21 protein-coding genes are annotated in these 22,791 nt (G+C 70.1%); 13 read left to right on the top strand and 8 right to left on the bottom strand.

Annotation, left to right across the window (positions count from 1 at the left end):
- Positions 1–2 precede the first annotated feature (2 nt).
- From DFR50_RS04055 to DFR50_RS04075, 5 genes are all read left to right on the top strand, one after another.
- A complete protein-coding gene (locus tag DFR50_RS04055; RefSeq protein ID WP_113887916.1) occupies positions 3–746 on the top strand; it encodes a 3-deoxy-manno-octulosonate cytidylyltransferase in 744 nt (247 codons plus the stop codon).
- A complete protein-coding gene (locus tag DFR50_RS04060) occupies positions 743–1,609 on the top strand; it encodes a prephenate dehydratase (RefSeq protein WP_113887917.1) in 867 nt (288 codons plus the stop codon). Before DFR50_RS04055 ends, DFR50_RS04060 begins: the two co-directional genes overlap by 4 nt.
- Positions 1,610–1,691: 82 nt before the next feature.
- Positions 1,692–2,303: a hypothetical protein gene (locus DFR50_RS04065; RefSeq protein ID WP_113887918.1), complete on the top strand. Its 612-nt coding sequence runs from the start codon at positions 1,692–1,694 to the stop codon at positions 2,301–2,303.
- 102 nt (positions 2,304–2,405) lie between these two features.
- Positions 2,406–4,208: a B12-binding domain-containing radical SAM protein gene (locus tag DFR50_RS04070; RefSeq protein ID WP_113887919.1), complete on the top strand. Its 1,803-nt coding sequence runs from the start codon at positions 2,406–2,408 to the stop codon at positions 4,206–4,208.
- Between the two features lie 6 nt (positions 4,209–4,214).
- On the top strand, positions 4,215–5,213 hold the full coding sequence (locus DFR50_RS04075; RefSeq protein ID WP_113887920.1) for a glutathione S-transferase family protein: 999 nt from the start codon (positions 4,215–4,217) through the stop codon (positions 5,211–5,213).
- Positions 5,214–5,917: 704 nt separating this feature from the next.
- Here the strand turns inward: DFR50_RS04075 and DFR50_RS04080 are convergent.
- Positions 5,918–6,892: an extensin-like domain-containing protein gene (locus tag DFR50_RS04080; protein WP_113887921.1), complete on the bottom strand. Its 975-nt coding sequence runs from the start codon at positions 6,890–6,892 to the stop codon at positions 5,918–5,920.
- Positions 6,893–7,023: 131 nt separating this feature from the next.
- On the opposite strand from DFR50_RS04080, the gene DFR50_RS04085 reads away from it, so the two are divergent.
- Both DFR50_RS04085 and DFR50_RS04090 read left to right on the top strand, forming a co-directional pair.
- Complete coding sequence (locus tag DFR50_RS04085; RefSeq protein ID WP_210208801.1) at positions 7,024–7,671, top strand: DUF1007 family protein; 648 nt, start codon at positions 7,024–7,026, stop codon at positions 7,669–7,671.
- Positions 7,668–8,705: a nickel/cobalt transporter gene (locus DFR50_RS04090; RefSeq protein ID WP_113887922.1), complete on the top strand. Its 1,038-nt coding sequence runs from the start codon at positions 7,668–7,670 to the stop codon at positions 8,703–8,705. The genes DFR50_RS04085 and DFR50_RS04090 overlap by 4 nt, the downstream gene beginning before the upstream one ends.
- Before the next feature lie 70 nt (positions 8,706–8,775).
- Here the strand turns inward: DFR50_RS04090 and DFR50_RS04095 are convergent, their stop codons facing one another.
- Together DFR50_RS04095 and DFR50_RS04100 are read right to left on the bottom strand one after the other, a co-directional pair.
- Positions 8,776–9,321: a YbhB/YbcL family Raf kinase inhibitor-like protein gene (locus DFR50_RS04095; RefSeq protein ID WP_113887923.1), complete on the bottom strand. Its 546-nt coding sequence runs from the start codon at positions 9,319–9,321 to the stop codon at positions 8,776–8,778.
- A 108-nt stretch (positions 9,322–9,429) separates the two neighbouring features.
- Positions 9,430–9,969 carry a YbhB/YbcL family Raf kinase inhibitor-like protein gene (locus DFR50_RS04100; protein ID WP_245427298.1) on the bottom strand — a complete coding sequence of 180 codons (540 nt, stop codon included), beginning with the start codon at positions 9,967–9,969 and terminating at the stop codon, positions 9,430–9,432.
- Positions 9,970–10,176: 207 nt separating this feature from the next.
- On the opposite strand from DFR50_RS04100, the gene DFR50_RS04105 reads away from it, so the two are divergent.
- Entirely contained in the window at positions 10,177–10,605 is a 429-nt protein-coding gene (locus tag DFR50_RS04105) for a DUF2721 domain-containing protein (protein WP_113887924.1), read from the top strand.
- Between the two features lie 128 nt (positions 10,606–10,733).
- On the opposite strand, the gene DFR50_RS04110 is transcribed toward DFR50_RS04105, so the two are convergent.
- Positions 10,734–11,534, bottom strand: a complete 801-nt coding sequence (locus DFR50_RS04110) for a protein-disulfide reductase DsbD domain-containing protein (RefSeq protein ID WP_113887925.1) — start codon at positions 11,532–11,534, stop codon at positions 10,734–10,736.
- A 76-nt stretch (positions 11,535–11,610) separates the two neighbouring features.
- Here DFR50_RS04110 and DFR50_RS04115 point away from each other — a divergent pair, with 76 nt between their 5' ends.
- Positions 11,611–12,213, top strand: a complete 603-nt coding sequence (locus tag DFR50_RS04115) for a YqgE/AlgH family protein (RefSeq protein ID WP_113887926.1) — start codon at positions 11,611–11,613, stop codon at positions 12,211–12,213.
- On the opposite strand, the gene recF is transcribed toward DFR50_RS04115, so the two are convergent.
- The gene (gene recF / locus DFR50_RS04120; RefSeq protein WP_113887927.1) at positions 12,204–13,379 is read right to left on the bottom strand and encodes a DNA replication/repair protein RecF; all 1,176 of its coding nucleotides are present in this window, start codon (positions 13,377–13,379) and stop codon (positions 12,204–12,206) included. The genes DFR50_RS04115 and recF overlap by 10 nt on opposite strands.
- A 56-nt stretch (positions 13,380–13,435) precedes the next feature.
- Here recF and DFR50_RS04125 point away from each other — a divergent pair, with 56 nt between their 5' ends.
- Entirely contained in the window at positions 13,436–14,692 is a 1,257-nt protein-coding gene (locus tag DFR50_RS04125) for a 2-hydroxyacid dehydrogenase (protein WP_113887928.1), read from the top strand.
- A gap of 22 nt (positions 14,693–14,714) precedes the next feature.
- Here the strand turns inward: DFR50_RS04125 and tcuC are convergent, their stop codons facing one another.
- Positions 14,715–16,001 carry an MFS transporter gene (gene tcuC / locus DFR50_RS04130; protein WP_113887929.1) on the bottom strand — a complete coding sequence of 429 codons (1,287 nt, stop codon included), beginning with the start codon at positions 15,999–16,001 and terminating at the stop codon, positions 14,715–14,717.
- Positions 16,002–16,320: 319 nt separating this feature from the next.
- Here tcuC and DFR50_RS04135 point away from each other — a divergent pair, with 319 nt between their 5' ends.
- Positions 16,321–18,651, top strand: coding sequence for a Z1 domain-containing protein (locus DFR50_RS04135; protein WP_113887930.1), 2,331 nt, complete (start codon positions 16,321–16,323; stop codon positions 18,649–18,651).
- Between the two features lie 120 nt (positions 18,652–18,771).
- Here DFR50_RS04135 and DFR50_RS04140 read toward each other — a convergent pair whose 3' ends face one another.
- Positions 18,772–20,016, bottom strand: coding sequence for a BaiN/RdsA family NAD(P)/FAD-dependent oxidoreductase (locus tag DFR50_RS04140; protein ID WP_113887931.1), 1,245 nt, complete (start codon positions 20,014–20,016; stop codon positions 18,772–18,774).
- 72 nt (positions 20,017–20,088) lie between these two features.
- Here DFR50_RS04140 and DFR50_RS04145 point away from each other — a divergent pair, with 72 nt between their 5' ends.
- On the top strand, positions 20,089–20,427 hold the full coding sequence (locus DFR50_RS04145) for an MmcQ/YjbR family DNA-binding protein (RefSeq protein WP_113887932.1): 339 nt from the start codon (positions 20,089–20,091) through the stop codon (positions 20,425–20,427).
- A 5-nt stretch (positions 20,428–20,432) separates the two neighbouring features.
- Here the strand turns inward: DFR50_RS04145 and DFR50_RS04150 are convergent, their stop codons facing one another.
- Positions 20,433–21,269, bottom strand: a complete 837-nt coding sequence (locus DFR50_RS04150; protein WP_113887933.1) for an SDR family oxidoreductase — start codon at positions 21,267–21,269, stop codon at positions 20,433–20,435.
- A 79-nt stretch (positions 21,270–21,348) separates the two neighbouring features.
- On the opposite strand from DFR50_RS04150, the gene DFR50_RS04155 reads away from it, so the two are divergent.
- Positions 21,349–22,674, top strand: a complete 1,326-nt coding sequence (locus DFR50_RS04155) for a tetratricopeptide repeat protein (protein ID WP_113887934.1) — start codon at positions 21,349–21,351, stop codon at positions 22,672–22,674.
- Positions 22,675–22,791: the final 117 nt, after the last annotated feature.

Here is a 22,791-nt window from a genome sequence, read left to right on the forward strand (position 1 = left end):
GCATGGCCAATCCTCTGGTTTTGATCCCGGCGCGCATGGCGTCGACCCGCCTGCCGGGAAAGCCGCTCGCCGACATCTGCGGCGAGCCCATGATCGTCCACGTCTGGCGCAGGGCGGTCGAAGCCGACATCGGCCCGGTCGTGGTGGCGACGGACGATTCCCGCGTCGCGGCGGCGGTGCAGGCGGCCGGCGGGCGGACCGTCATGACCCGCGCCGACCATCCGTCGGGCTCCGACCGCATCTTCGAGGCGGCCGGGACCGTCGACCCGCATGGGCGGCACGACGTGGTGGTCAACGTCCAGGGCGATCTGCCGACGATCGAAAAGGGCGCGATCCGGGCCTGCCTCGCGCCGCTCGCGGACGTTCGCGTCGACATCGCGACGCTTGCCGCGCCGATCGTGCGCGAGAGCGAGAAGGACGACCCCAACGTGGTGAAGGCGGTCGGCGCGGAGATCGCCCCCGGGCGGCTGCGGGCGCTCTATTTCACCCGCGCCCGCGCGCCCTGGGGCGAGGGCGCGCTGCTGCACCATATCGGGCTCTACGCCTATCGCCGCGCGGCGCTCGCCCGATTCGTCGCCCTGCCGCCCTCGGCCCTCGAGCGGCGCGAGCGCCTCGAGCAACTGCGGGCGCTGGAAGCGGGGATGCGCATCGACATCGCCGTCGTCGACGCCTTTCCGCTCGGGGTCGACACGGCCGACGATCTCGAGCGGGCGCGCGCCGCGCTCGCCAGCAGGACGCCAGAATGACCGACACGCGTTCGATCGCCTACCAGGGCGAACCCGGGGCCAATTCGCACATCGCCTGCGTCGAGAATTTTCCGGAATTCGCGCCGCTGCCGTGCCCGACCTTCGAGGACGCCTTCGCCGCGCTGCAGGACGGCTCGGCCGACCTCGGCATGATCCCGATCGAGAACTCGATCGCGGGCCGGGTGGCCGACATCCACGCCCTCCTGCCCGCCTCCGGCCTGCATATCGTCGGCGAGACGTTTTTGCCGATCCATTTCCAGTTGCTGGCGCTCCCGGGCGCCCGGATCGAGGAGCTGAAGACGGTGCACAGCCACGTGCACGCGCTCGGCCAGTGCCGCAACATCATCCGCCGCCACAAGCTGAAGCCGGTGGTGTCGAGCGACACGGCCGGGTCGGCGCGCGAGGTGGCGGAATGGGGCGACCGGAGCCGCGCCTCGCTGGCGACCGCGCTCGCCGGCCGCATCTACGGCCTCGAGACGCTGGTCGGCGACGTCGAGGACGAGACGCACAACACCACCCGCTTCGTCGTCCTGTCCAAGACCGAGGCGTGGGCGGCGAAAGGAAACGGGCCGGTCGTCACGACGTTCATCTTCCGCGTGCGTAACGTCCCGGCCGCGCTTTACAAGGCGCTCGGCGGCTTCGCCACCAACAGCGTCAACATGACCAAGCTCGAGAGCTACATGGTCGAGGGCGAATTTTCCGCCACCCAGTTCCTCGCCGACGTCGACGGCCATCCCGAGGACCCGCCGCTCGCCCGCGCGCTCGAGGAGCTGACGTTCTTTTCCCGCGAGGTGCGCGTTCTGGGCGTCTATCCCGCCCACCCGTTCCGGATCGAGACGCAGAACGGGCGCAACGGAATGTGATTAGGGGCGGACAGACCGTCGCTTGCCCGCCCCGGCGCCGGTTCGATAGACTGGGCGCGCCCCCGTTGCCCGGAGACCGCCCATGAAGCCGGCCCGTTTCGCGCTTCTCGCGCTCCTGCCGCTGTTCCCGCCGCCGGCCGGCGCCCAGACCCAGCCGACCGCGGTCGCGCGCGGAGCCATCGAACGCGTGTCGCCCGACGGCGCGACCCTGGTGACGCGCACGCGCGACGGCCGGGAGCAGACGATCCGGCTCGGCGACGCCTCGACCGTGACGCTCGTCCTCTCGGCGACGCTCGCGGACGTGAAGCCGGGCGCCTTCATCGGGGTCGCCGCTGTGCCGGGTGACGGCGGCGCGCTGAAGGCCATGGAGGTGCATATCTTCCCGGAATCGATGCGCGGGACCGGCGAAGGTCACCGGCCGTTCGACCTCGCGCCCGGCAGCACCATGACCAACGGCGCGGTCGCGGCGCGCGTCGACGGCGTCGGCGGCGCGAGCGTCACCGTCACCTACAACGGCGGCCAGCAGGTGATTGCGGTCGATCCCGGCGCCCCGATCGTCTCCTTCGCGCCGGGCGCGCGAGCCGATCTGAAGCCCGGAGCGGCGGTCGTGGCGCGCGGGCCGCGGGAGGGCGACGGGACGATCGACGCCATGCGCATCCTCGTCGGCAAGGACGGACTCGTCCCGCCGCTGTGACCGTCCGGTCGCCGGCAAACGTCGGCAATCGCACGATTTGCCCGCTCGTTGTGTCCGTGTTAGCGCTCGATCTCCGACTTTCGTGGTTTGGGCGTCATGCACATGGACAAGAAGTCGACAGGGTCGCCCGGCGGCGGCGCCAAATTCACCTTCGTCCTGATCAAGCCGACCCACTACGACGACCGCGGCTATCCCATTCAGTGGTTCCGGTCGGCCCTGCCTTCCAATACGCTCGCCTGCATGAACAGCCTCGCCGAGGACGCGCGCGATCGCGAGGTCCTCGGAGCGAACGTCGACTTCGCGATCGAAACCTTCGACGAGACGAACCGGCGGATTCGGCCCACGCAGATTATCCGCGATCTCGCCGCGCGCGGCGGCCGGGCGCTGGTCGGCCTCGTCGGCGTGCAGTCGAACCAGTTCCCGCGCGCGCTCGACATCGCAAGGCGGCTCCGCGCCGCGGGGATCCCGGTGTGCATCGGCGGCTTTCACGTCTCCGGCTGCATCGCCATGCTGCCGGAATTGCCGCCGGAACTGAAGGAAGCGCAGGCGCTCGGCGTTGCGCTGTTCGCCGGCGAAGCCGAGGAGGGGCGGCTCGACACCGTGCTGCGCGACGCCTGGAACGGCGAGCTGAAGCCGCTGTACGACTTCATGGACCAGTTGCCGTCGCTCGAGGGCGCCCCGGCGCCGATCCTGCCGCGCAAGCACGTCGCGCGCACCTCCGGCACCTACTCCAGCATCGACCTCGGCCGCGGCTGCCCCTATCAGTGCTCGTTCTGCACCATCATCAACGTGCAGGGCCGCAAGAGCCGGTTCCGCACCCCCGACGACCTCGAGAAGATCATCCGGGCCAACAAGGCGCAGGGCATCGACCGGTTCTTCATCACCGACGACAATTTCGCCCGCAACAGCGACTGGGAAATCCTGCTCGACCGGGTGATCGCCCTGCAAGAGGAGGGCGTCAGGGTCGGCCTCACCATCCAGGTCGACACGCTCTGCCACAAGATTCCGAACTTCATCGAGAAGGCCACGGCCGCCGGGGTGAAGCGGGTGTTCATCGGCCTCGAGAACATCAACCCCGACAATCTGATCGCCGCCAAGAAGCGGCAGAACAAGATCACCGAATACCGCGCCATGCTGCAGAGCTGGCGCGCCCACGGCGCGATCACCTACGCCGGCTACATCCTCGGCTTTCCAGCCGATACGAAGGAATCGATCCTTCGCGACATCGAGATCATCAAGCGCGAGCTGCCGCTGGACGTTCTGGAGTTCTTCTTCCTCACCCCGCTTCCCGGCTCCGAGGATCACCGCAACCAGCTGAAGGCCAGGGTGTGGATGGACGCCGACATCAACAAGTACGACCTCAATCATCGCGTCTCCCACCATTCGAAAATGTCCGACGAGGAATGGGAGGAGGCCTACCGGGAGGCGTGGGACGCCTTCTACACGCCCGACCACATCCGCACGATCCTGAAGCGGGCGGCGGCGATCCCGAACGGCCGTCCGCGGCAGATCCTGAGCACGATCCTGTGGTTCAAGCTGATGATCGACAACGAGGGGGTGCATCCGCTCGAAGGCGGCGCGCTCAGGCTCAAGTCGCGGCGCGACCGCCGCCACGGCCTGCCGCTCGAGTCTCCGCTCGTCTTCTATTCCCGGTACTGGGGCGAAACGGCGTTCAAGGCGGCGAAATACCTGCGCTTCTTCGTGAAGTCGCGCGCCATCCTGAAGGAGGTGATGGCGGCGCCGGATCGCGCCGCCTACAGCGATGTCGCGATCGCGCCGCCCAGGGCCGACGAGTTCGAGGCGCTCGCGCTCTACCACGCCACGAACGGCGGCGAGGCCGCGCTCGCGCGCATGAAACTCGGCGACGCCGTCCGCGCCGGGACGACCGCTGCGGCGGCGGAGTAGCGGGCCGTGCTGGTCGACGGGAAATGGACCGCGGCGTGGCAACCCGTGCAGGCGACGGACGCCGGCGGCGGCTTCGTCCGCCAGATCTCGACCTTCCGATCGTGGGTGACGCCGGACGGCTCGGCCGGCCCGACCGGAGAGGGCGGCTTTCGCGCCGAGGCCGGCCGTTATCACCTCTATGCGGCCTTGATCTGCCCGTGGGCGACGCGCGTCCTGATCGCCCGCAAGCTGAAGAGACTCGAGCGCGCCGTCACGGTCTCGATCGTCGAGCCCGCGCTGACCGATGAAGGCTGGCGCTTCGGCGACACGCCCGGCGCGACCCGCGACAGGGTCAACGGCGCGACCTTCCTGCACGAGATCTACACCCGCGCCGATCCGCAGTTCACCGGACGCGCCACGGTTCCGGCGCTGTGGGACCGCGAGCGCAGAACCATCGTCAACAACGAGTCCGCCGATCTGCTGCGGATGTTCGGCGGCGGGTTCGGCGCGCTCGCCGACGACAGCGTCGACCTCGCGCCCGAAGACCTGAGGCCGGAGATCGACGCGCTGAACGAGGCGATCTATCCGGCGCTCAACAACGGCGTCTACCGCGCAGGGTTCGCCGCCACGCAAGAGGCCTACGAGGAGGCCTGCGCCGCGGTGTTCGCCATGCTCGACCGGCTGGAGACGCGGCTCGCAGCGGGGCCTTACCTGTTCGGCGAGCGGCTGACCGAGACCGACATCCGCCTGTTCGTCACCCTCGCCCGCTTCGACGCCGCCTATCACGGCCAGTTCAAATGCAACCTGCGGCGGATCGCCGACTATCCCAAGCTCAGCGCCTATCTCGGGCGGCTGATCGCCATTCCCGCCTTTGCCGAGACGTTCGACCTCGACCACATCAAACGCGGCTACTATTCGATCGCGCGCCTCGACCCGACCTGCATCGTCCCGGTCGGGCCTGCGCTCTCGTGGACGCCAAAGGGCTCAGCGACGGCGCGCGAGCGCGTCGAGGGCGACCAGAGTTGACACGCGTCAAGACTTGACTGCGCCTATACGAGCGCGGTAAACTTGCCACTATTTAATCGTGACAGAATGTCGCATTGCATCATTTGTTTTTGCTGGTAGCGTACTCAGCAGAGACAGATTACTCCCTACAGTAGACTGTTTCTGGTTCGAAAGCGCGAGTCCTCCCCTCGTTGTTTTCTCGTACTTGGTCGCGCCGGACTGCCGACCTGCCGATGCAGCCGGCGTCCAGCGCGTTTTTTTTTCAGATCAGGCGCAGATGACGAATTTTTCCGTTTTTGCTCGCCGCGACCGGCGGGTGAGCGACCCGTGATGGCTCTCCATGTCGGGCATATCCTGTTCGCGATTTCGATCACCTTCTGGATGGCGATCGCCTGGGACAGCGTCTTCCCCGACTCTCCGGACCCCGACAGCGCGCCGTGATACGCGGCGCGGTCCGCGCTTCCGCCTTCGCCGCCGACCGGCCTCGCCATGATCCTCGACAGCGAACGCGCCGTCCTCGCCGGGGTGATCGCCGCCTGGATCGGAACCGGCCGGGGCGCCGGTTTCCCTGCAAAAGCCGAAGCCCGGCGCGAACAGCTCACGGATCGAACGGACGGAATTCGTAGGGGCGGCGCGGCGACCGCGGCCGGCCGGCGGCCCTGCCCTGCCCGCGAAACAGGCCCGCAACGGTCGGCGACGGCCGCTCCCCGATCCTCCCGACGGCGTCACTCGTCGTGGTCGGCGATGGACGACGTCGGGCTGGAATCGACGCTGTAGCCCGCGCCCTTCGGCAGCACCGGCGGGACGGGGTCCATGTCCCCGACAGGCGGGGGAAGGGCGCCGTCGGGTCCGGCGCCGGGGCCGGCGATCGCCGCCGGCGGAAGGGAGACCGGAGCGAGCGAAGCGGGAGCGAGGGCGACTGCGCGCGGATCGCCATGGCGGGCGATGTCGAGCGGCTCCTCGATCTCCGGGGCGGGCGGCAGGCTATCGGGGGCCGCGGGCGGCGGCAGGAGGTTCGGCTGCGGCGCTGGCTTGCAGATGCGCCGCGGGCCGGTGTTGGTCGAGCCGTGGTTGGCGAGATCGACATGGACGTGGTTGTAATGGAAGACGTCCGATCCCGGCCCGAGCACCGTGGTGAAGACCTGGCAGGCGCCGGCGTGCGCTTCGTGCAGGAAGGCGGCCTCCTGCGTGCCGGCGCTCTTCCAGTCGCGGACGTAGAGCAGCGTGCGGCCGTCGGCGAGGGTGAAGCCCGCGACGTCGACGGCGTTGCCGAAGGCGTGTTCGGACAACCGCGCGCCCGGCTCGTTGTCGATCGAACGGCAGGAATAGGCGCCGAACACGTTCACCGTCACGACCCTCTGCCCGAGGCGCGCCTGCGCCGCGGGCTGGACGACGTCGTCGAGCCACGCTTCGAGCGCAGCCGTCATCGGGCAGTCGACGGTCAGCGTCTTGTCGAAGCCGACCTTGCCGTCGTCGAGCGCCGAGACTTTCAGCGGCCGCGTCATGCCGCAGATCCCGGGGCCGTCGATGGCGCGCGAGGGGACGACGAAGGCCGAGGGCTTGACGAGGTCGCGGGCGAAGCAGGCGTTTTCCGCCTGGGCGCGCCACGCGGGCCGCTCGGGACGGCCGACGAAGCCGCAGCCCGCCAGGCCCAGGGCTGCGAGCGATGCGACAATCCACGGCAAAACGCAACGCGCCATGGCGGCAATCTGTCGCTTTTGTTTTAACAATCGCTGAAGGATGCGGTCGCCGCGCCGCGCCGGCCATCGGGTCGCCGCAGTTGGGCGGCAAGTGCGCCGGCGAGGGTCGGCCGCTGAGGAGAATCGAGTCCTTGGATTTGTGGAGACAGCGAGCGACGGCGTTGGCGTTGACGGTCGGCCTCGGAGCGGCGCCCGCCGCGGCGCACCCGCACGTCTGGGTGACGGTGCAGAGCGCGCTGACCTTCACGCCCGACGGCAGGATCGCGGCGGTGGTGCACGACTGGGTGTTCGACGAGATGTACTCGTCCTTCGCGACCCAGGGACTCGCCAAGCCCGGCGACCTCGTCAAGCGCGAACAATTCGCCCCGCTCGCCCGCGAGAACGCGGCCGGCCTCGCCGACGTCGGCTATTTCACCACGCTGAAGAACGGCGGCAAGCCGGTCGATTTCGGCTCGGTGACGGACTACTGGATGGAGGAGAGGCCGGATCACCTCGTGCATTTCCATGTCGCGGTGCCGCTGAAGGAGCCGACGAGGCCTGCGAAATTCCTCACCCTGCGCGTCGCCGATCCGGAATTCTTCATCGATTTCGAATACGACGACAAGACGCCGATCACGCTCGTGTCGGCGCCCGCCGGATGCTCGGCCTCGGTCGCCAAGCCGAAGCCGCTCGAGGCGGGCGACAAGTCGAAACTCACCGAGTCCTATTTCACCAATCTGTCGCCGGGCGCGAACTTCGGGTTCAAGATGGCGAGCGCCGCGATCATCGCCTGCCCATGACGAAAGCCCTGACGACCCTCGCCCGCGCCCTCGCCGCCCTGCTGCTCGCGCCCGCGGCGGCGGCGGCGCAAATCGCGCATCGCCCGTTCGCGGTCGGCGGCGGCGAGGGCGGCGGCGGCGCCGAAGGCGGCGTCACCGGCTTCGTGATCGCCGCGCAGTCCCGCCTCACGCACCTGATGGCCGAGCAGGTTCACGCTTTGCACAGCGACCCGTCGGCGTTCTGGGGCCTGGCGGCGCTGGGACTCGGCTACGGCGTCTTCCACGCGGCCGGGCCGGGGCACGGCAAGGCGCTGATCGCCTCCTACATGATGGCCAACGAAAGCGCGCTCAGGCGCGGCGTGGTCATGGCGTTCCTCGCCGCCCTCCTGCAGGCGATCGTCGCGATCCTCCTCGTCGGCGCCGCAGCGCTGATTGTCCACGCGACCGCCTCGCAGATGAACGCCGCGGCCGATTGGCTGAGCGTCGCGAGTTCGGCCGGCGTCGCCGCCATCGGCCTGTGGCTCTGCTGGCGCAAGGGCGGCGCGCTCGTCGCCGCCCTGCGCGAACGGTTCGAGCGTCGCGAGGCGCTGGCCGCGGCGCCCGTCTTCGCCGGCATCGCGTGGGAAGCCAGGCCCCGGGCGCTGTCCGCCGCGGCGCCCTACCGTGCAGCCGAGCCCGGGGCGGCCGCGGATCTGTGCTGCGCGCCGGACGCCGCGGCGATTTCGGGTCCGCTCACCTGGCGCGAGGCGGCGGGAACCGTGATCGCGGCCGGGTCGCGACCCTGCTCGGGCGCGATCCTGATGCTGGTGTTCGCGCTCGCGCAGGGAGTTTTCCCGGCCGGGATCGCAGCGACCTTCGCCATGGCGCTCGGCGTCGCGGTCACGACCGCGTCGCTCGCCGCGATGGCGTCAGCCGCCAAGGCGGTCGCCATGCGCTTCGCCTCCGGCGAGGATAGCCGCGCCGCTCTCGTCGCCCGCGCCTTCGAGTTCGCCGCCTCGCTCGCGGTGCTCGCCTTCGGGCTCCTGCTCCTGATCGGCGCGCGCGGCGGGGCGTGACGGTCGGGCGAGGCGAGGCCGCAGGTCTCGCGCTCCCCCGGCGGCGCGACGCATCTCCTCCCGCGCGCGCTCAACGCCTCCCGTACAGGCCCGTCAGCGTCGCTTTCGCCAGCGTATGAGCGTGAACGTTGAAGCCGAACACGGCGGGCGAGGCGTTCGCGTCGAGGTCGAGCCGGTCGACATCGAGGGCGTAGACGGTGATCTGATAATGGTGCGGCAGGCCCTTCGGCGGGCATGGGCCGCCATAGCCGGCCGTGGAGAAATCGTTGCGGGGCTGCACGGCGCCGGCGGGCAGCCCGGTTCCGCCGCCCGCGCCCTTCGCCAGGCCGGTCGTGTCGGGGGGCAGGTTGACGACCCACCAGTGCCAGAAGCCGGAGCCGGTCGGCGCGTCGGGATCGAAGACGCTGACGGCGAAGCTCTTCGTCCCCTTCGGCGCCTGGGACCATGCGAGCGCCGGCGACACGTTGCCGCCGGCGCAGTCCCAGCCCTTGAACACCTGCTCGTCGGCGATCTTGCCGCCAGGCTTGATGTCCGGGCTCGTCAGGGTCAGGGCCCCGGCGCCCGAGGTTGCGAGCCCACCGAGAGCGACCGCCGCCGCAAAACCGAATCCGCGCATCCTGCGTCTCCCTGGTTGGGCGAACGGCGCCCGGCGCGCCATCGCCGACTTCCCTGCGATACGAAGCATTCCGCGCCAGGGGCGTCGACGCAAGCGCCGAGGACCGCGTCATCGGGCAAAGACGCCGACCAGAGTCGCCTTGGCGAGCGCGTGGGCGCGCACGGCGGCGTCGAAGGTCGCGGTCGAGGCGGTGGACGCGGGGCCGAGCCGGTCGATGTCGAGCGCATAGACGGTGATCGCGTAGTGGTGCGGCTGTCCCTTCGGCGGGCAAGGGCCGCCGTAGCCGATCGGGCCGAAGTCGTTGCGCCCTTCGGCCGCGCCGACCGGCAGGCCCGCGCCGCTTCCGGCGCCTTTCTTCAGGCCGGTCGCGTCGGAGGGAAGGTCGTAGACCCACCAGTGCCAGAAGCCGCCGGCCGAGAGCGCGTCCGGGTCGACCATGGCGACGGCGAAGCTCCGCGTCCCTGCGGGAACGTCGGACCAGAGCAGCGCAGGCGAGACGTTGCGTCCCGGACAATCGGCCCCGTCGAACGCCTGCTCGTCGGCGATGCGCCCGCCGGGCCCGAGGTCGGGGCTCGTCAGGGTCAGGGCGAGCGCGACGCCGGCCTGCTCGACGAGGGCGAAAACGGTCGCTGACGCAAGGGCGCGCATTGGATCCGCTCCGGCGCTTCGCCTGTCCGGCCATCATTGGCCTTCGCAGGACCCGACGCAAGACGAGACCCGAAGGGTCGGGACCGCCGCCCGGCCAGGCGCCCGCGCCCGAGGCCGGACGCGATCCCGTCCCTCGCGTCTTGCCAAGCGCGCGCCGCCGGTCCAAGGGCGACGTCGGCGAACGGCGCGGCGGAAAGGCGAGGCGGGATGCTCGACCAGATTTCGAACATGGATCGGCTGAGCCAGGTCATCGCGCATGCGGCCGCGCCCGCCTTTCTGCTCGGCGCGGTCGCCGGCTTTCTGTCGATCCTGACCTCGCGCCTGCAGCGAACAGCCGACCGCACGCGGGCGATGACGCCCGTCCGGATCCCGGGCGTCGGCGGCGACTCGTCCGACGACCTCGCCGTGCTCGCGGAGCGCTGCCGCCTCCTGAACCGCGCCATCTATCTTTCGGTGCTGAGCGCGCTGAGCACGGCGGCGCTGCTCATCGTCGCGTTCACCTTCGCGGCGCTGGGACTGGAACATCGTGTCGGGGTCGCCGTGATGTTTGTCCTCGCCCTTCTCCTTCTGATGGGCTCGCTCGTCATGCTGACCCTGGAGGTGCGCCTGGCGATCCGCTCCCTGCATCTCGACTGACCGGGGGCGTCCCGCCGCCCTCCTGGGGAGCCGCAACGTCGAAATCCTCGCGAAACGGAAGAGTCGAGACATCCGCGGAGACCTCGAGAGGCGAACAGCCCGACCGGACTGGAAAGGTCGAACCGCCGCTAGCGCGCGACGACGGTCGTCTCGACCGGCGCCTTGCCGCCCGTCAAGGTCAGCCGCAGGGCGACCGGCGGCGCGGCGCCCGCCGGCTTGTCGCGCACCGCGACGGCGAAACAGTCGCGCGCCCCGTCGCTCCGGTCCGGGGCGGCCGTCACCCACCAGCCCGACGGGGGCTCGACGAACAGGTCCCGCGGCGCCCCCTCCTCGCGGGCCACGCAGACGCGCCAGCCTCCGGCGGCGTCGCCGGTCATCGCGAAGGCCTCGGGCGCGACGACCCGCGGGGCCGCGGCAAGCGCCGCCTCGATCCTTCCGGCATCGGGCGAGGCCGCGCCGGGCAAGGTCAGCTCGAGTTTGGCGCGCGCCGGCAGGCAGAGTTTTTCGCAGACGGCGTAGCTCGCCTCGAGCGCGAGCGTCACCGGCTTCGACGGATCGCTCGGCTCGACCGTCAGCGGGATCACGACGTCGGAATCGTAGCCGAAGGCCTCGCTGCCGTCCTGCTCCCGGATCCGCTTCGGCGCCGGAAACGACGCCTCGACCCCGGCGACGTTGCTCGATTTCGAGAAATCGAAAGTCGGCGGAACGCCCGCGTCGCCGGGATCGCGCCAATAGGTGATCGCGCCCGGGGCGAGCCGGATTTCAAACCCCGCGAGGGTGCGGCTGGCGGCGACGAGGCGCGCGTCGGACTTCGCGGCCTTGGCCCAGTCGGTGGAGAAGGCGTCGGCGGCCAGCGGCGGCGCGCCGAGCGTCAGGGCGACGAGTCCGGCGGCGCCGATTGCGACCTTGATCTCATGGGCGTACGTCATAGCGCTCCTGTACCCCGGCCGCGAATTCAACTAGCATGACTCCTCACTCAGGGGCAGGGAGAACCCGCGAGGGCGAATGAGGAAGACGAATCCCCCGCCTCCGGTCAGTCTGGAAGGCCAGTTCCTGATCGCCATGCCATCGCTGCGCGACGGGCCTTTCGCGCGGTCGGTCGTCTACATGTGCGCGCACCGGGACGACGGCGCCATGGGCCTGATCATCAACCAGCGCGTCGACGAGATCGACTTCGCCGAGTTGCTCGGCCAGCTCGGCGTCGTGCCGGCGGAGCCCGCGATCCGCCTGCCGCCGAAGGCCGGGGCGGTGCGGGTGGTGCGCGGCGGCCCGGTCGAGACCGGGCGCGGCTTCGTGCTTCATTCCGCCGATTACGGCGCGTCCGACTCGACGGTGAAGATCGCCGACGACATCTGCCTCACGGCGACCATCGACATCTTGCGCGCCATCGCCAGCGGCGACGGCCCGTCGCGCGCGGTGCTCGCGCTCGGCTACGCGGGTTGGAGCTCCGGCCAGCTCGAGAGCGAGATCCTGGCCAACGGCTGGCTGACCTGCCCGGCCGATCCGAAGCTGATCTTCGACGCCGACGACGCCAGCAAGTACGATCGGGCGCTGGCCACGCTCGGCGCCAACCTCGGCACGCTGTCGTCCGACGCCGGTCACGCCTGAGCCCGGCTCCTGACGCCGGTCTCCGCCGACACCTCGAACGCTTCCGCTCGATCCGCGAGGTCGGCGAAGGTTGCCGGGTCGGCGCCGGTGACGAACGTCTGGCCGCCGAGGCGGGCGAGGGCGACGAACAGGGCGGCCCGGCGGCGCGGATCGAAATGCGCCGCGATCTCGTCCAGGAGGGCGATCGGAACGATCCCCGACATGTCGGCGACGAGGCGGGCGTGGGCGAGCGCGAGGCCGACCAGCAGCGCCTTCTGCTCGCCGGTCGAGGCGGTCGCGGCCGGCGCGTCCTTGGGGCCGTGCCAGACCGAAAGATCGCCGACGTGGGGACCGACCAGGGTGCGGCCGGCGGCGGCGTCGCGGCCGCGATTGTCGCGCAGCAGGGCGCGGTAACGGTCCTCCGCGTCGAGCGCCGGGCCGCTCGCCGCGAGCGCTTCGACCTCGCCGTCGAGGGCGAGCCGCGCCCAGGGGAAGGGCGAGGCGTCGTCGCGCTCGGCGGCGATCAGGGCCTCGAGCCGGCTCACGCATTCGAGCCGCGCCGCCGCGATCGCGACGCCGAGTTCGGCCGCCTCGCGCTCGACCGCGTCGAGCCAGGCGGCGTTGCGCCGGTCCTCCTCGAGCAGCCGGTTGCGCCCGCGCAAGGCGCGCTCGAATGCGTTGACCCGGGCGCCGTGGCCGGGATCGATCGCCAGCACGAAGCGGTCGAGAAACCGCCGCCGCTCGCCGGCGGGGCCCGCGAACAGCGAGTCCATCGCCGGCGTCAGCCAGACGATGCGGACGTGGTCGCTGAACGCGCGCGACGAGGCGACGGGCGCGCCGTCGATCCGGTGCTTGCGCTCGCCGCCGCCCGCCTCGGCCGGACTCCAGGCCGAGCCGAGGCGCCGGGTCTCTCCGTCTTCCTCGACCTCGACGGAGAGCGTGAATCCGCCGGCCCCGTCGAGGCGCGCGCATTCGGAAAGCTCGGCCCGGCGCAGGCCGCGGCCCGGCCCGAGCAGCGACAGCGCCTCGAGCAGATTGGTCTTGCCGGCGCCGTTCTCGCCGCATAGGACGACGAGCCGGCCGCCGATCCTCAAATCGAGCGCGCCGTAGGAGCGGAAATCCCGCAGCATCAGGCGCCGCACGAGGGGGAGTCGCCGGGCGGGCGCGGCGCCGTCGAGGCTGGTCATGAGCGGGCATGTGCCATGTCCGGCCGGCCCTTGGAAAGCGGAAAGGGCGTTTTCGCATGGAGCTACCCGACGTCGTCATGCCATCGGCCGGCATGGGCGTGGTCGCCGAACTCATCGAGCAGCGGTTCCCGCTGCATCGCCTGTGGCTCGAGCCCGACCGCGAGGCCTGGCTTGCGGCGCACGGACCCTCGATCCGCGCCGTGGCGTCGGCCGGCGGCCATGGCCGGATCGACGCAGCGCTGATGCGCCGGCTGCCGAACCTCGAGATCGTCGCGAGCTTCGGCGTCGGCTACGACCACGTCGACGCGAAATGGGCGGGCGAGCACGGGATCGTCGTCACCCACACCCCGGGCGTGCTCGACGACGAAGTCGCCGACATCGCCATGGCGCTGACGGTGATGGCGGTGCGCCGGCTGCCGCAGGCCGAGCGCTACCTGCGGGCGGGCCAGTGGCTCGACGCGCCCTATCCGCTGACCGCGAGCCTCCGCGGGCGGACCCTGGGCATTCTCGGCCTCGGCCGGATCGGCAAGGCGATCGCCCGCCGCGCCGAGGCGTTCGGCCTCGCCGTCGCCTATCACGGCCGCCGGGCGCAGGCGGGCGTCCCCTACCGCCATCATCCGACGCTGATCGGCATGGCCGAGGCCTGCGATATCCTGATGATCGCGGCGCCGGGCGGGCCGGCGACGCGCCACATCGTCAACCGCGAGGTTTTGGACGCGCTCGGGCCGGACGGCGTGCTGATCAACATCGCCCGCGGCTCGCTGGTCGACGAACAGGCGCTGGTCGAGGCGCTGCGGAGCGGCGCGATCCTGGCGGCGGGCCTCGACGTGTACGAGAACGAACCGAACATTCTGCCGGCGCTGCTCGCGCTCGACAATGTCGTGCTCTTGCCGCACGTCGGCTCGGCCTCGGTGACAACGCGCCACGCCATGGCCCAGTGCGTGATCGACAACCTCATCGCCTGGGCGGCGGGCCGGCCGCCGCTGACGCCGGTGCCCGAGACGCCGTGGCGCGGCGCCTGGGGCGCGGGCGAGCCGGCGGCGGAAGGGCCGCCGCCGGCCGACAGGGCCGCGTCGATCGGAGCGATCGTCGAGATCATGAAGGGCGTGTGGGACCTGCCGGCCGACTGCAACGAGGGGGAGCTCACCGCCTACGCCGAGCAGCTCTGCGACCGGATCCTGGAGGGCCAGGACCGGGAGGCGCTGACCGCGTTCCTCGCCGGCGTCCAGGAGAAAAGCCTCGACAGGCAGCCGGTGGACGCCGTTCGCGCGATCGTCGACCGCGCAGTCGACACCGTAAGAGAATCGCGATAGCGGCCCGGCCGGGAGCGGCGAGCTACCCGGCCGCGGGCGCGAACCTCGGGTTCGGCGCCCGCCGGCGATAGAGCGCGAGCGTCGCGATCAGCCCGCACACGGCGGCGAAGCTCATCCAGTAGCCGGGCGCGGCCTTGTCGCCGGTGGTCTCGATCAGCAACGTCGAGATCGCCAGCGACGAGCCGCCGAGCGTGGTGGCGAGGCTGTAGGCGAGGGAGAAGCCGGCGGTGCGCACCGTCGCCGGCACGATCTCGGTCAGCGCCACCACCATCGCGCCGTTGTAGCCGGCGTAGAGGAACGACAGCCACAACTCGACCGCCATCGTCCGGCCGAAGGTCGGCGCGGAAACGAGCCAGGCGAGCGCCGGATAGGCAGTGAGAATCGCCAGCGCCGTGAACACGAGGAGGATCGGCTTGCGCCCGATCCGGTCGCTGAGCGCGCCGGAGATCGGCAGCCAGACGAAGTTCGACGCCGCGATCGCCATCGTCGCGAGCAGCGCGTCCGACTCGCTGAGCTTCAGCACGCCGCGGGCGAAGGTCGGCGTGTAGACGGTGATGAGATAGAACGACACCGTGGTCATCATCACCATCGCCACGCCGCCGAGCACGATCGCCCAGTTGGCGGCCAGCGTCTCGTAGATCTGCGCCAGCGTCGGATGAACCTTTCGCGCCGCGAACTCGGCCGTCTCCTCGAGCGAGCGGCGGATGACGTAGAGAAACGGGACGATCGCGCAGCCGATGAAGAACGGGATGCGCCAGCCCCAGGCGTCGACGGTGGCGGGCGCCATCAGATTGGCGATCGCGAAGCCGAGCAGCGCCGCGACCACGACCGCGACCTGCTGGCTCGCCGACTGCCAGCTGACCATGAAGCCCTTGTGGCCGGGGGTCGCCATCTCGGAGAGATAGACGGACACGCCGCCGAGCTCGACGCCGGCCGAAAATCCCTGAAGCAGCCGGCCGAGCACCACCAGCGCCGGCGCCAGCATGCCGATGGCGGCGTAGGAGGGCACGAAGGCGATCAGCACCGTGCCGCAGGCCATGATCGACAGCGTGACGATCAGGCCCTTGCGCCGGCCGATCCGGTCGATGTACGGCCCGAGCACGAGCGCGCCGATCGGACGCATGGCGAACCCGGCGGCGAAGCTGAGGAAGGTCGCCATCAGCGAGGCGTAGGCGCTGTCGCTCGGAAAGAACGCGTGAGAGATCGGCCGGGCGTAGATGCCGAACAGGAAGAAGTCGTACATCTCGAGGAAGTTGCCGCTCGTGACGCGAAGGACGGTCTTGACCTTCCCGAAGCGATCCGCGCCCATGGCCCTTCCTCCCTGCGCAACTCGCGTCTTCGCGCGATGCCCCGCGGCGATGTCCGCCGTCCACCATGCTACGCCTGCTTGCCGAATTCGTGCAAATGGGAGGAAGCCGCGAAGCGTCTTCGAGCCACGTCTTCCTATCGAGGCTGAGGTTTCGCTCTTGGAATGTAAAACCATTGCGAGCCTGTGCAATGCTCGGAACCTTGCGACGGCGCTCCGCGCTGGGCGTGAGGGATTGGTGACCCGCGCGGTAACGTCACGCGAGTTGACGTTGATCTGTGAGTGATGTACACGGACTGGCAGGCGCTCACAGGAAGGCGACATGGAACACGATCTGGTAGGCATCGCTGAAATTGCGGCGATGGGGGGCGTCAGCACACAAGCGGTTGCGAACTGGCGAGTGCGCTCGCCCGATTTTCCGCAACCCCTCAAGGAACTTGCGTCCGGCCCGGTGTTCCGGCGTACTCAGATTCGCGCGTGGCTTAAGCGCAACAACCGGAAGCTGAGCTCTCTGGATAATTCTTCGTCCTTCTACTCGCGGCTCAAGAGTTTCCGGAGCGACGACGAAGCTCTTTCGAACTGCATCGAGGAGATCGTCGGGGAACTGGAGAACGCCTCGACCACTGGCGACAAGCCGGGCATGCTCCTTGGCAAGATCCAATCTGGCAAGACCCGCGCCTTCGTCGGTGTCATCGCCCGGGCCTTCGATTGTGGATACGACATGGCCATCGTGCTGACCAAGGGTACCAAGACGCTTTCAGCGCAGACGGTCCGTCGGCTTGAAGGCGACTTCGCGGAGTTCATCGAGGATGACGAATTCTTGGTGGTCGACATTATGAATCTGCCGGGCACGCTGCGCCGCAGCGAGTTACGCAAGAAGGTGGTCATCGTGGCGAAGAAGCAGGCCCGCAATCTCGCCCGCCTCATCGAGTTCATCGAGCAGCACAAAGACCTGCACGATCGCAAGGTCCTGCTTGTGGATGACGAGGCCGACTTAGCTAGCGTGCGTTTCGTTCGGAAGGTCGGCGACGCTGCCGTCAACCAGGGCGCCATCGCCGATCAGATCGATCAGCTGCGCAACATGACGAAAGGGATCGCGTTCCTGCAGGTTACGGCCACACCCTACTCGCTGTACCTACAACCTCAAGATTACGAAGAGGTAGATGCCACCTGCGTGTTCAAGCCGAAGCGCCCCGCTTTCACGAAGCTTCTGCCCATCCACTCCGGCTATGTCGGCGGAAACGACTACTTCGGCCAATTCGATACCGACGATCCTCGATCGAAGCTGATCGTCGAGGTCGCCGAGCAAGAGCAGGACGCGCTCCGACGTCCCGACAAGCGGCGCATCAGCGCTAACAACGTTCTTGAGACGGATAATGCTTCAGGTCTGCGTAGGGCGATCGTCACCTTCGTTGTCGCTGTTGGTGTCCGCCGATGGCAACAACGGGAAGGCGGCGAGCGCGCGAAGAAGTACGCCATGGTGATCCACAACGACATCGCGCGCGCCGCGCACGCGTGGCAGGATCAGGTCATCGACTGGATGTTTCAGGCCATCGTCAACGCCGCTGAGAACGATCCGACGCAACTGCGTCCGCTCTTTGACGCTGCATTCAAGGACCTTGAAACGTCGGTCCTTGCCGACAAGGGCAATCTTCCAGACCGCAAGGAAGCTTTCGAGGCCTTCATCGATGCGCTGCAGAGCGACGATGTTGCCGTCGAGAAGGTCAACTCAGACACCGATGTCATGGCTTTGCTTGACTCCAACGCCGAGCTAAAACTACGCACGCCCTACAATATTTGGGTTGGGGGTAACATCCTTGACCGAGGCATCACCATCCCGAATCTAATATCGTTCTACTACGGACGTAACCCAAAGACGATGCAAGCGGACACGGTACTCCAGCACTCCAGAATGTACGGAAATCGCGATCGCCGCGATCTGGCAGTCACCCGGTTCTACACATCACGGGCCGTGTACGATCGCCTGTTCACCATCAATGCCTTGGAAGGGTCTTTGAGGAAAGCCTTCGAGACGGGAGCACACGATGCCGGCGTCGTGTTCATCCAGTCGGATTCCGAACGTCGAGTACGTCCCTGCGCCCCTAACAAGGTGCTACTCAGCAATGTCGTAGCCGTCTCTCCCGACGACATGCTCCTGCCCAGCGACTTCCAGACCAAGGGCGGCGCGATTATGGCGAACATCCAGGCCGACCTGGATCGCCTTATCGCGCCGGAGTGGCGCGACACGGGGGACTTCGTCGCCGTCGACCGCGAGATAGCGATCACGATCATCGACTCCATTGCAAAGAGCATGGAGTTCGACACGGTCGAGTTCGAATGGGGCGCGATGCGCGGCCTGATCGATTACTACGCCGCCGTGGCACAAGGTGGGGATGGACAGATCCTGATCTACGTCGAGACCGGGAGAAAGCTGTCGCGAGCCGCTTCAGGCGACAAGTCCGGCAGGTCGATCCTCGGCACCGCCCTCCGAAAGAAGGTCCTTGACGATCATCGCTCGAAGCCGGCGCTGATCCTGCTCCAGCAGGTTGGCGGTCGGGAGTTGGGCTGGACCGCGCACAACTTCTGGTGGCCAATTTTTGCAGCCCCCACTGACGCCGAGCCGTGCGTGTTCGCCACAAAGGTCGCCGCCTAGTCTAGCCGCCGCCCGAACCATAACTTTCGGTCCGGCCGGCAACCCAAGCCGCTCCAGCCGGAAACTCCCCTCGCCGACCTCGCCCAATGGGACCGAAGGGCCGGACGGCCCTCGCCCCCGCTACCCGGCTCGACCCGCCGCCGGCAAATCCGCCGCCGCAGCGAAGCGGGCGGCGGCGCGGCCCGCCGCGGCGCCAGTCGAGAAACAGGCCTGCAGCAGATAGCCGCCGGTCGGCGCCTCCCAGTCGATCATCTCGCCCGCGACGAACAGGCCGGGGCGGCGGACGAGCATGAAATCGTCGTCGATCTCGCTCCAGGCGACGCCGCCGGCGGTCGAGATGGCGCGGGCGATCGGCGCCGCGCCGGTGAGGCGCAATTCACAACGCTTCGCCCGGGTGGCGAGGCCCTCGGGGCTCTCGGGCAGGGGACCCGCCTCGCGCATCAGCGCGGCCGCGACCGGCGCCAGCCCGGCCTTGCGCAGGACCGTGGCGACCGACTGGCCCGGCTTGCGAACCAGCCGCGCGGCGAGCGCGCCCTCGTCCACGTCGGGGCGGAAATCGAGGGCGAGCGTCGTTCCGCCGTCGGCCGCGATCGCGTCGCGCAGGCGGGCCGAGAGGGCGTAGATCGCGCCGCCTTCGAGGCCGGTCGCGGTCACCACCGCTTCCCCGCGTACGCGGGCGTCGCCGTGGCGAAGCGCGATGGTCTTGAGCGGCGCGCCGGCGAACCGGCCGCGCACGTGGTCGGACCAGGCGACCAGAAAGCCGCAGTTGGCGGGCGCGAGCGGCCGGACCTCGACGCCCGCCGCGCCGAAGGCCTCGACCCAGCCGCCGTCGGAGCCCAGCCGCGGCCACGACGCGCCGCCGAGCGCGAACACGACCGCCGCCGCCTCGATGATGTCCTCGCCTTGCGGCGATGCGAAGCGCAGGGCGCCGCCGTCGCCGAAGCCGACGAAGCGCGAGCGGGACGTCAGCGCGACGCCCAGCGCAGCGAGCCGTCTGAGCCAGGCGCGCAAGAGCGGCGTCGCCTTGAAGCTCTTGGGGAAGACGCGGCCGCTCGAGCCGACGAAGGTCTCCTCGCCGAGTTCGGCGGCCCAATGGCGCAGCGCCTCGGGCGGGAAGGCCTCGATCGCCGGCCGCAGGCGGTCCGCCGCCGCGCCGTAGCGGCCGAGGAGAAGCGGCAGCGGTTCGGAGTGGGTGAGGTTGAGGCCGCCCCGCCCGGCGAGCAGGAATTTTCGCGCCGGGCTCGGGCTCGCGTCGTGAACCACCACCTTGCGGCCGGCGCGCGCCATCGCCTCGGCCGCCATCAGGCCCGCCGGGCCCGCTCCGACCACGAGCGCCGGCCGCGCCGCTGCATTGTCCGCCGCCATTTCGTCCGCCTTTTCATGCAAGTTCGGACGCTCCTAGCATGAGGAGCCGCAATTCGCCGCCGGAGCGCCGCCATGACCGACGCCGCCGACTTCCGCCGCATCGCGCTCGCGCTCGACGGCGTCGCCGAATACCCGCACTTCGATCGCCGGGCGTTCAGGGCGCGCGTCACCTTCGCGACGCTCGCGCCCGACGAACGGACGGCCAATCTGAAATTTTCGCCGGACGAGCAGGCGCTGAAATGCGCCGTCGCGCCCGACGCCTTCACCGCGCTCGACAACGCCTGGGGCCGGCAGGGCTGGACCTGCGCGACCCTCTCGGCGCTGACCGAGCCGGAACTGCGCGCAGCGCTCGAAGCGGCGTGGCGGCGCGGCGCATCCAGACCCGCTCGCCGGAAAAGCGGGAAGGCGTGACCCGGTCACGGCCCGGCCAGCGCCTCGCTCGCCAGCCACAGCCGCTTCGCCGCTGCGTCGTCGCGCGCGGCGGCCGAGGGCTCGGCGCGCTTGCGCTTGACGAAATAGCCGCCGGTCACGTCCGCGACCTCGGGCGAGGAGGCGAGATAGACCAGCGTGTCGGCCCCCTGGTCGGGGGTGAGCGCGAAGGCGCGCGCGAGCGGCACGAGCCGGCTCACCCAGCCGCCCGTCTCCGAACCGAACCGGCTCGCGACGAAGCCGGGGTGAAAGCAGTTCACGGTGACGCCGGACCCGGCGAACCGGCGCGCCGCCTCGCGGGTGAACAGGATGTTGGCGAGCTTCGACCGGCCGTAGGCGCGCCAGCCGCTGTAGGCTTTCGCGCCCTGCAGATCGGCGAAATCGAGGCTCGCCCAGGCGTGCGCGTCCGAGGCGGTCGACACGACCCGGGCCGGCGCCGAGGCGCGCAGCGTCCCGCCAAGCGCGCGCGTCATCAGGAAATAGGCCATGTGATTGAGGGCGAACGTCCTTTCCAGCCCCTCCGGCGTCACCCGCCGGTCGGCGAACATCGCGCCGGCGTTGTTGACCAGAACGTCGATCCGCGGCTCGGACCCGGCGATCAGGCCCCCGACCCGGCGGGTGTCGGCCATGCTGGAGAGGTCCGCCAGATGGGCGGCGTGGCCGAGGCCGGGCGCGACGCGCTCGAGCTGGCCGAGCGTCGCCTGCGCGCGGGCTTGGTCGCGCGCCACCAACACGATCCGCGCGCCCATGCGAGCCAGCGCCAACACGGCTTTTTCGCCCACCCCCGACGTCGCGCCGGTCGCGACCACAGTCTTGCCCTTCATGCCCGGTTTCCTTTCGACGTCGCGGCGACACAGCGCTAGGGTCGCGGCCGGAAGGTCGGTATTGCGAGGGCGGCAGTCAATGGCGAAAGATCAACTGGGGCTGTCGCTGACGGGTTCGGCCGACGCGGCCGCGGCCTACGATCGCGCCGTCGCCGACTACTGGGGCGTGACCGGCGACCCCGTGGGCCACCTGAAGCAGGCGCTGGCCGCCGAGCCGGATTTCGGTCTCGGCGCGACCGCGATCGCCGGGCTGTTCCTGATCGGCGGCTTTCGCGGCGACCATCCCGAAGTCGTCGCTGCGATCGACGCCGCGCGGCGCGCCCTCGCCGCGGCCTCGCCGCGGGAACGGCTGCACCTCGCCGCGGTCGAGGCGTGGGCCGAGGGGCGGTCGATCGACGCCACGCTCGCCTGGGAGGCGATCCTGGTCGACTGGCCGACCGACGCCCTCGCGCTGCGCCTGGCTCAGGACGGCTATTTCTTCCTCGGCCAGTCGGCGGCGATCCGCGATTCGATCGCGCGCGTCCGGCCCGCCTGGGACGCTGGGCATCCGCTGGCGAGCTTCGTGCTCGGCGCCTACGCCTTCGGCCTCGAGGAGACGGGCGATCTCGGCCGCGCCGAGGCGGCGGCGCGCGAGGCCCTCGCCCGGAACCCGAAGGACGCCTGGGCGACGCATGCGCTGGCGCACGTGTTCGAGACCGCCTGCCGGACCGAGGAGGGGATCGCCTTCCTCGAGGCGACGCACGACGCGTGGGGACCCGCCCATTTCATGGCCGGCCACAACGGTTGGCATCTCGCGCTCTACCTTATCGAACAGGGCCGCGCGGACAGGGTTCTCGCCAACTACGACCGTTTCGTCGCGCCACGGCTCGCCGACGACCTGACGCTCGACCGCTGCGACGCCGCCGCCCTGCTGTGGCGGCTCGAACTGGAAGGCGTCGACGTCGGCGACCGCTGGGCGCCGGTCGCCCGCGCCTGGCGCGGCCATGTCGACGATCACGTGCTGGCGTTCAACGATCTGCACGCGGCGCTCGCGGCGGCGCGCTCGCCCGACCCCGAGGACGCGACGCGACTGCGCCGCTCGCTCGACGACTACGTCGGCGCCGGCCGCGGGCACAACCACACGGTCACGGCCGAGGTCGGGCGGCGGCTCGTCGAGGGCATGCTGCGCTACGGCGAGGGCCGGGACGCCGAGGCGATCGAGGCGATTCTGCCTGCGCGGTATGACGCGCACCGGATCGGCGGCAGCCACGCCCAGCGCGACATCGTCGCCCTGACCCTGATCGCCGCCGCGGAACGGTCGGGGCGCTGGCGGCTCGCCCGCGCGCTGCTCGCCGAGCGCCTGGCGTTGCGGCCGACCGCCGGGGTCCGGGAGCGGTACGAGCGGGCCGCGGCCCGGGCGGGCTAGCGCGGAGCGCGGGGCGAAGACCGCGCGGTCCCGACCGGGCTCCGGCCTTTTCGAGGGCTCGTGCGGTAACCCGGCCATCGCGTCCCGGCCGACCTGCCGCTCGGCGGGCCCCCTCCA

This window comes from Roseiarcus fermentans (assembly GCF_003315135.1).
Lineage (GTDB): Bacteria > Pseudomonadota > Alphaproteobacteria > Rhizobiales > Beijerinckiaceae > Roseiarcus > Roseiarcus fermentans.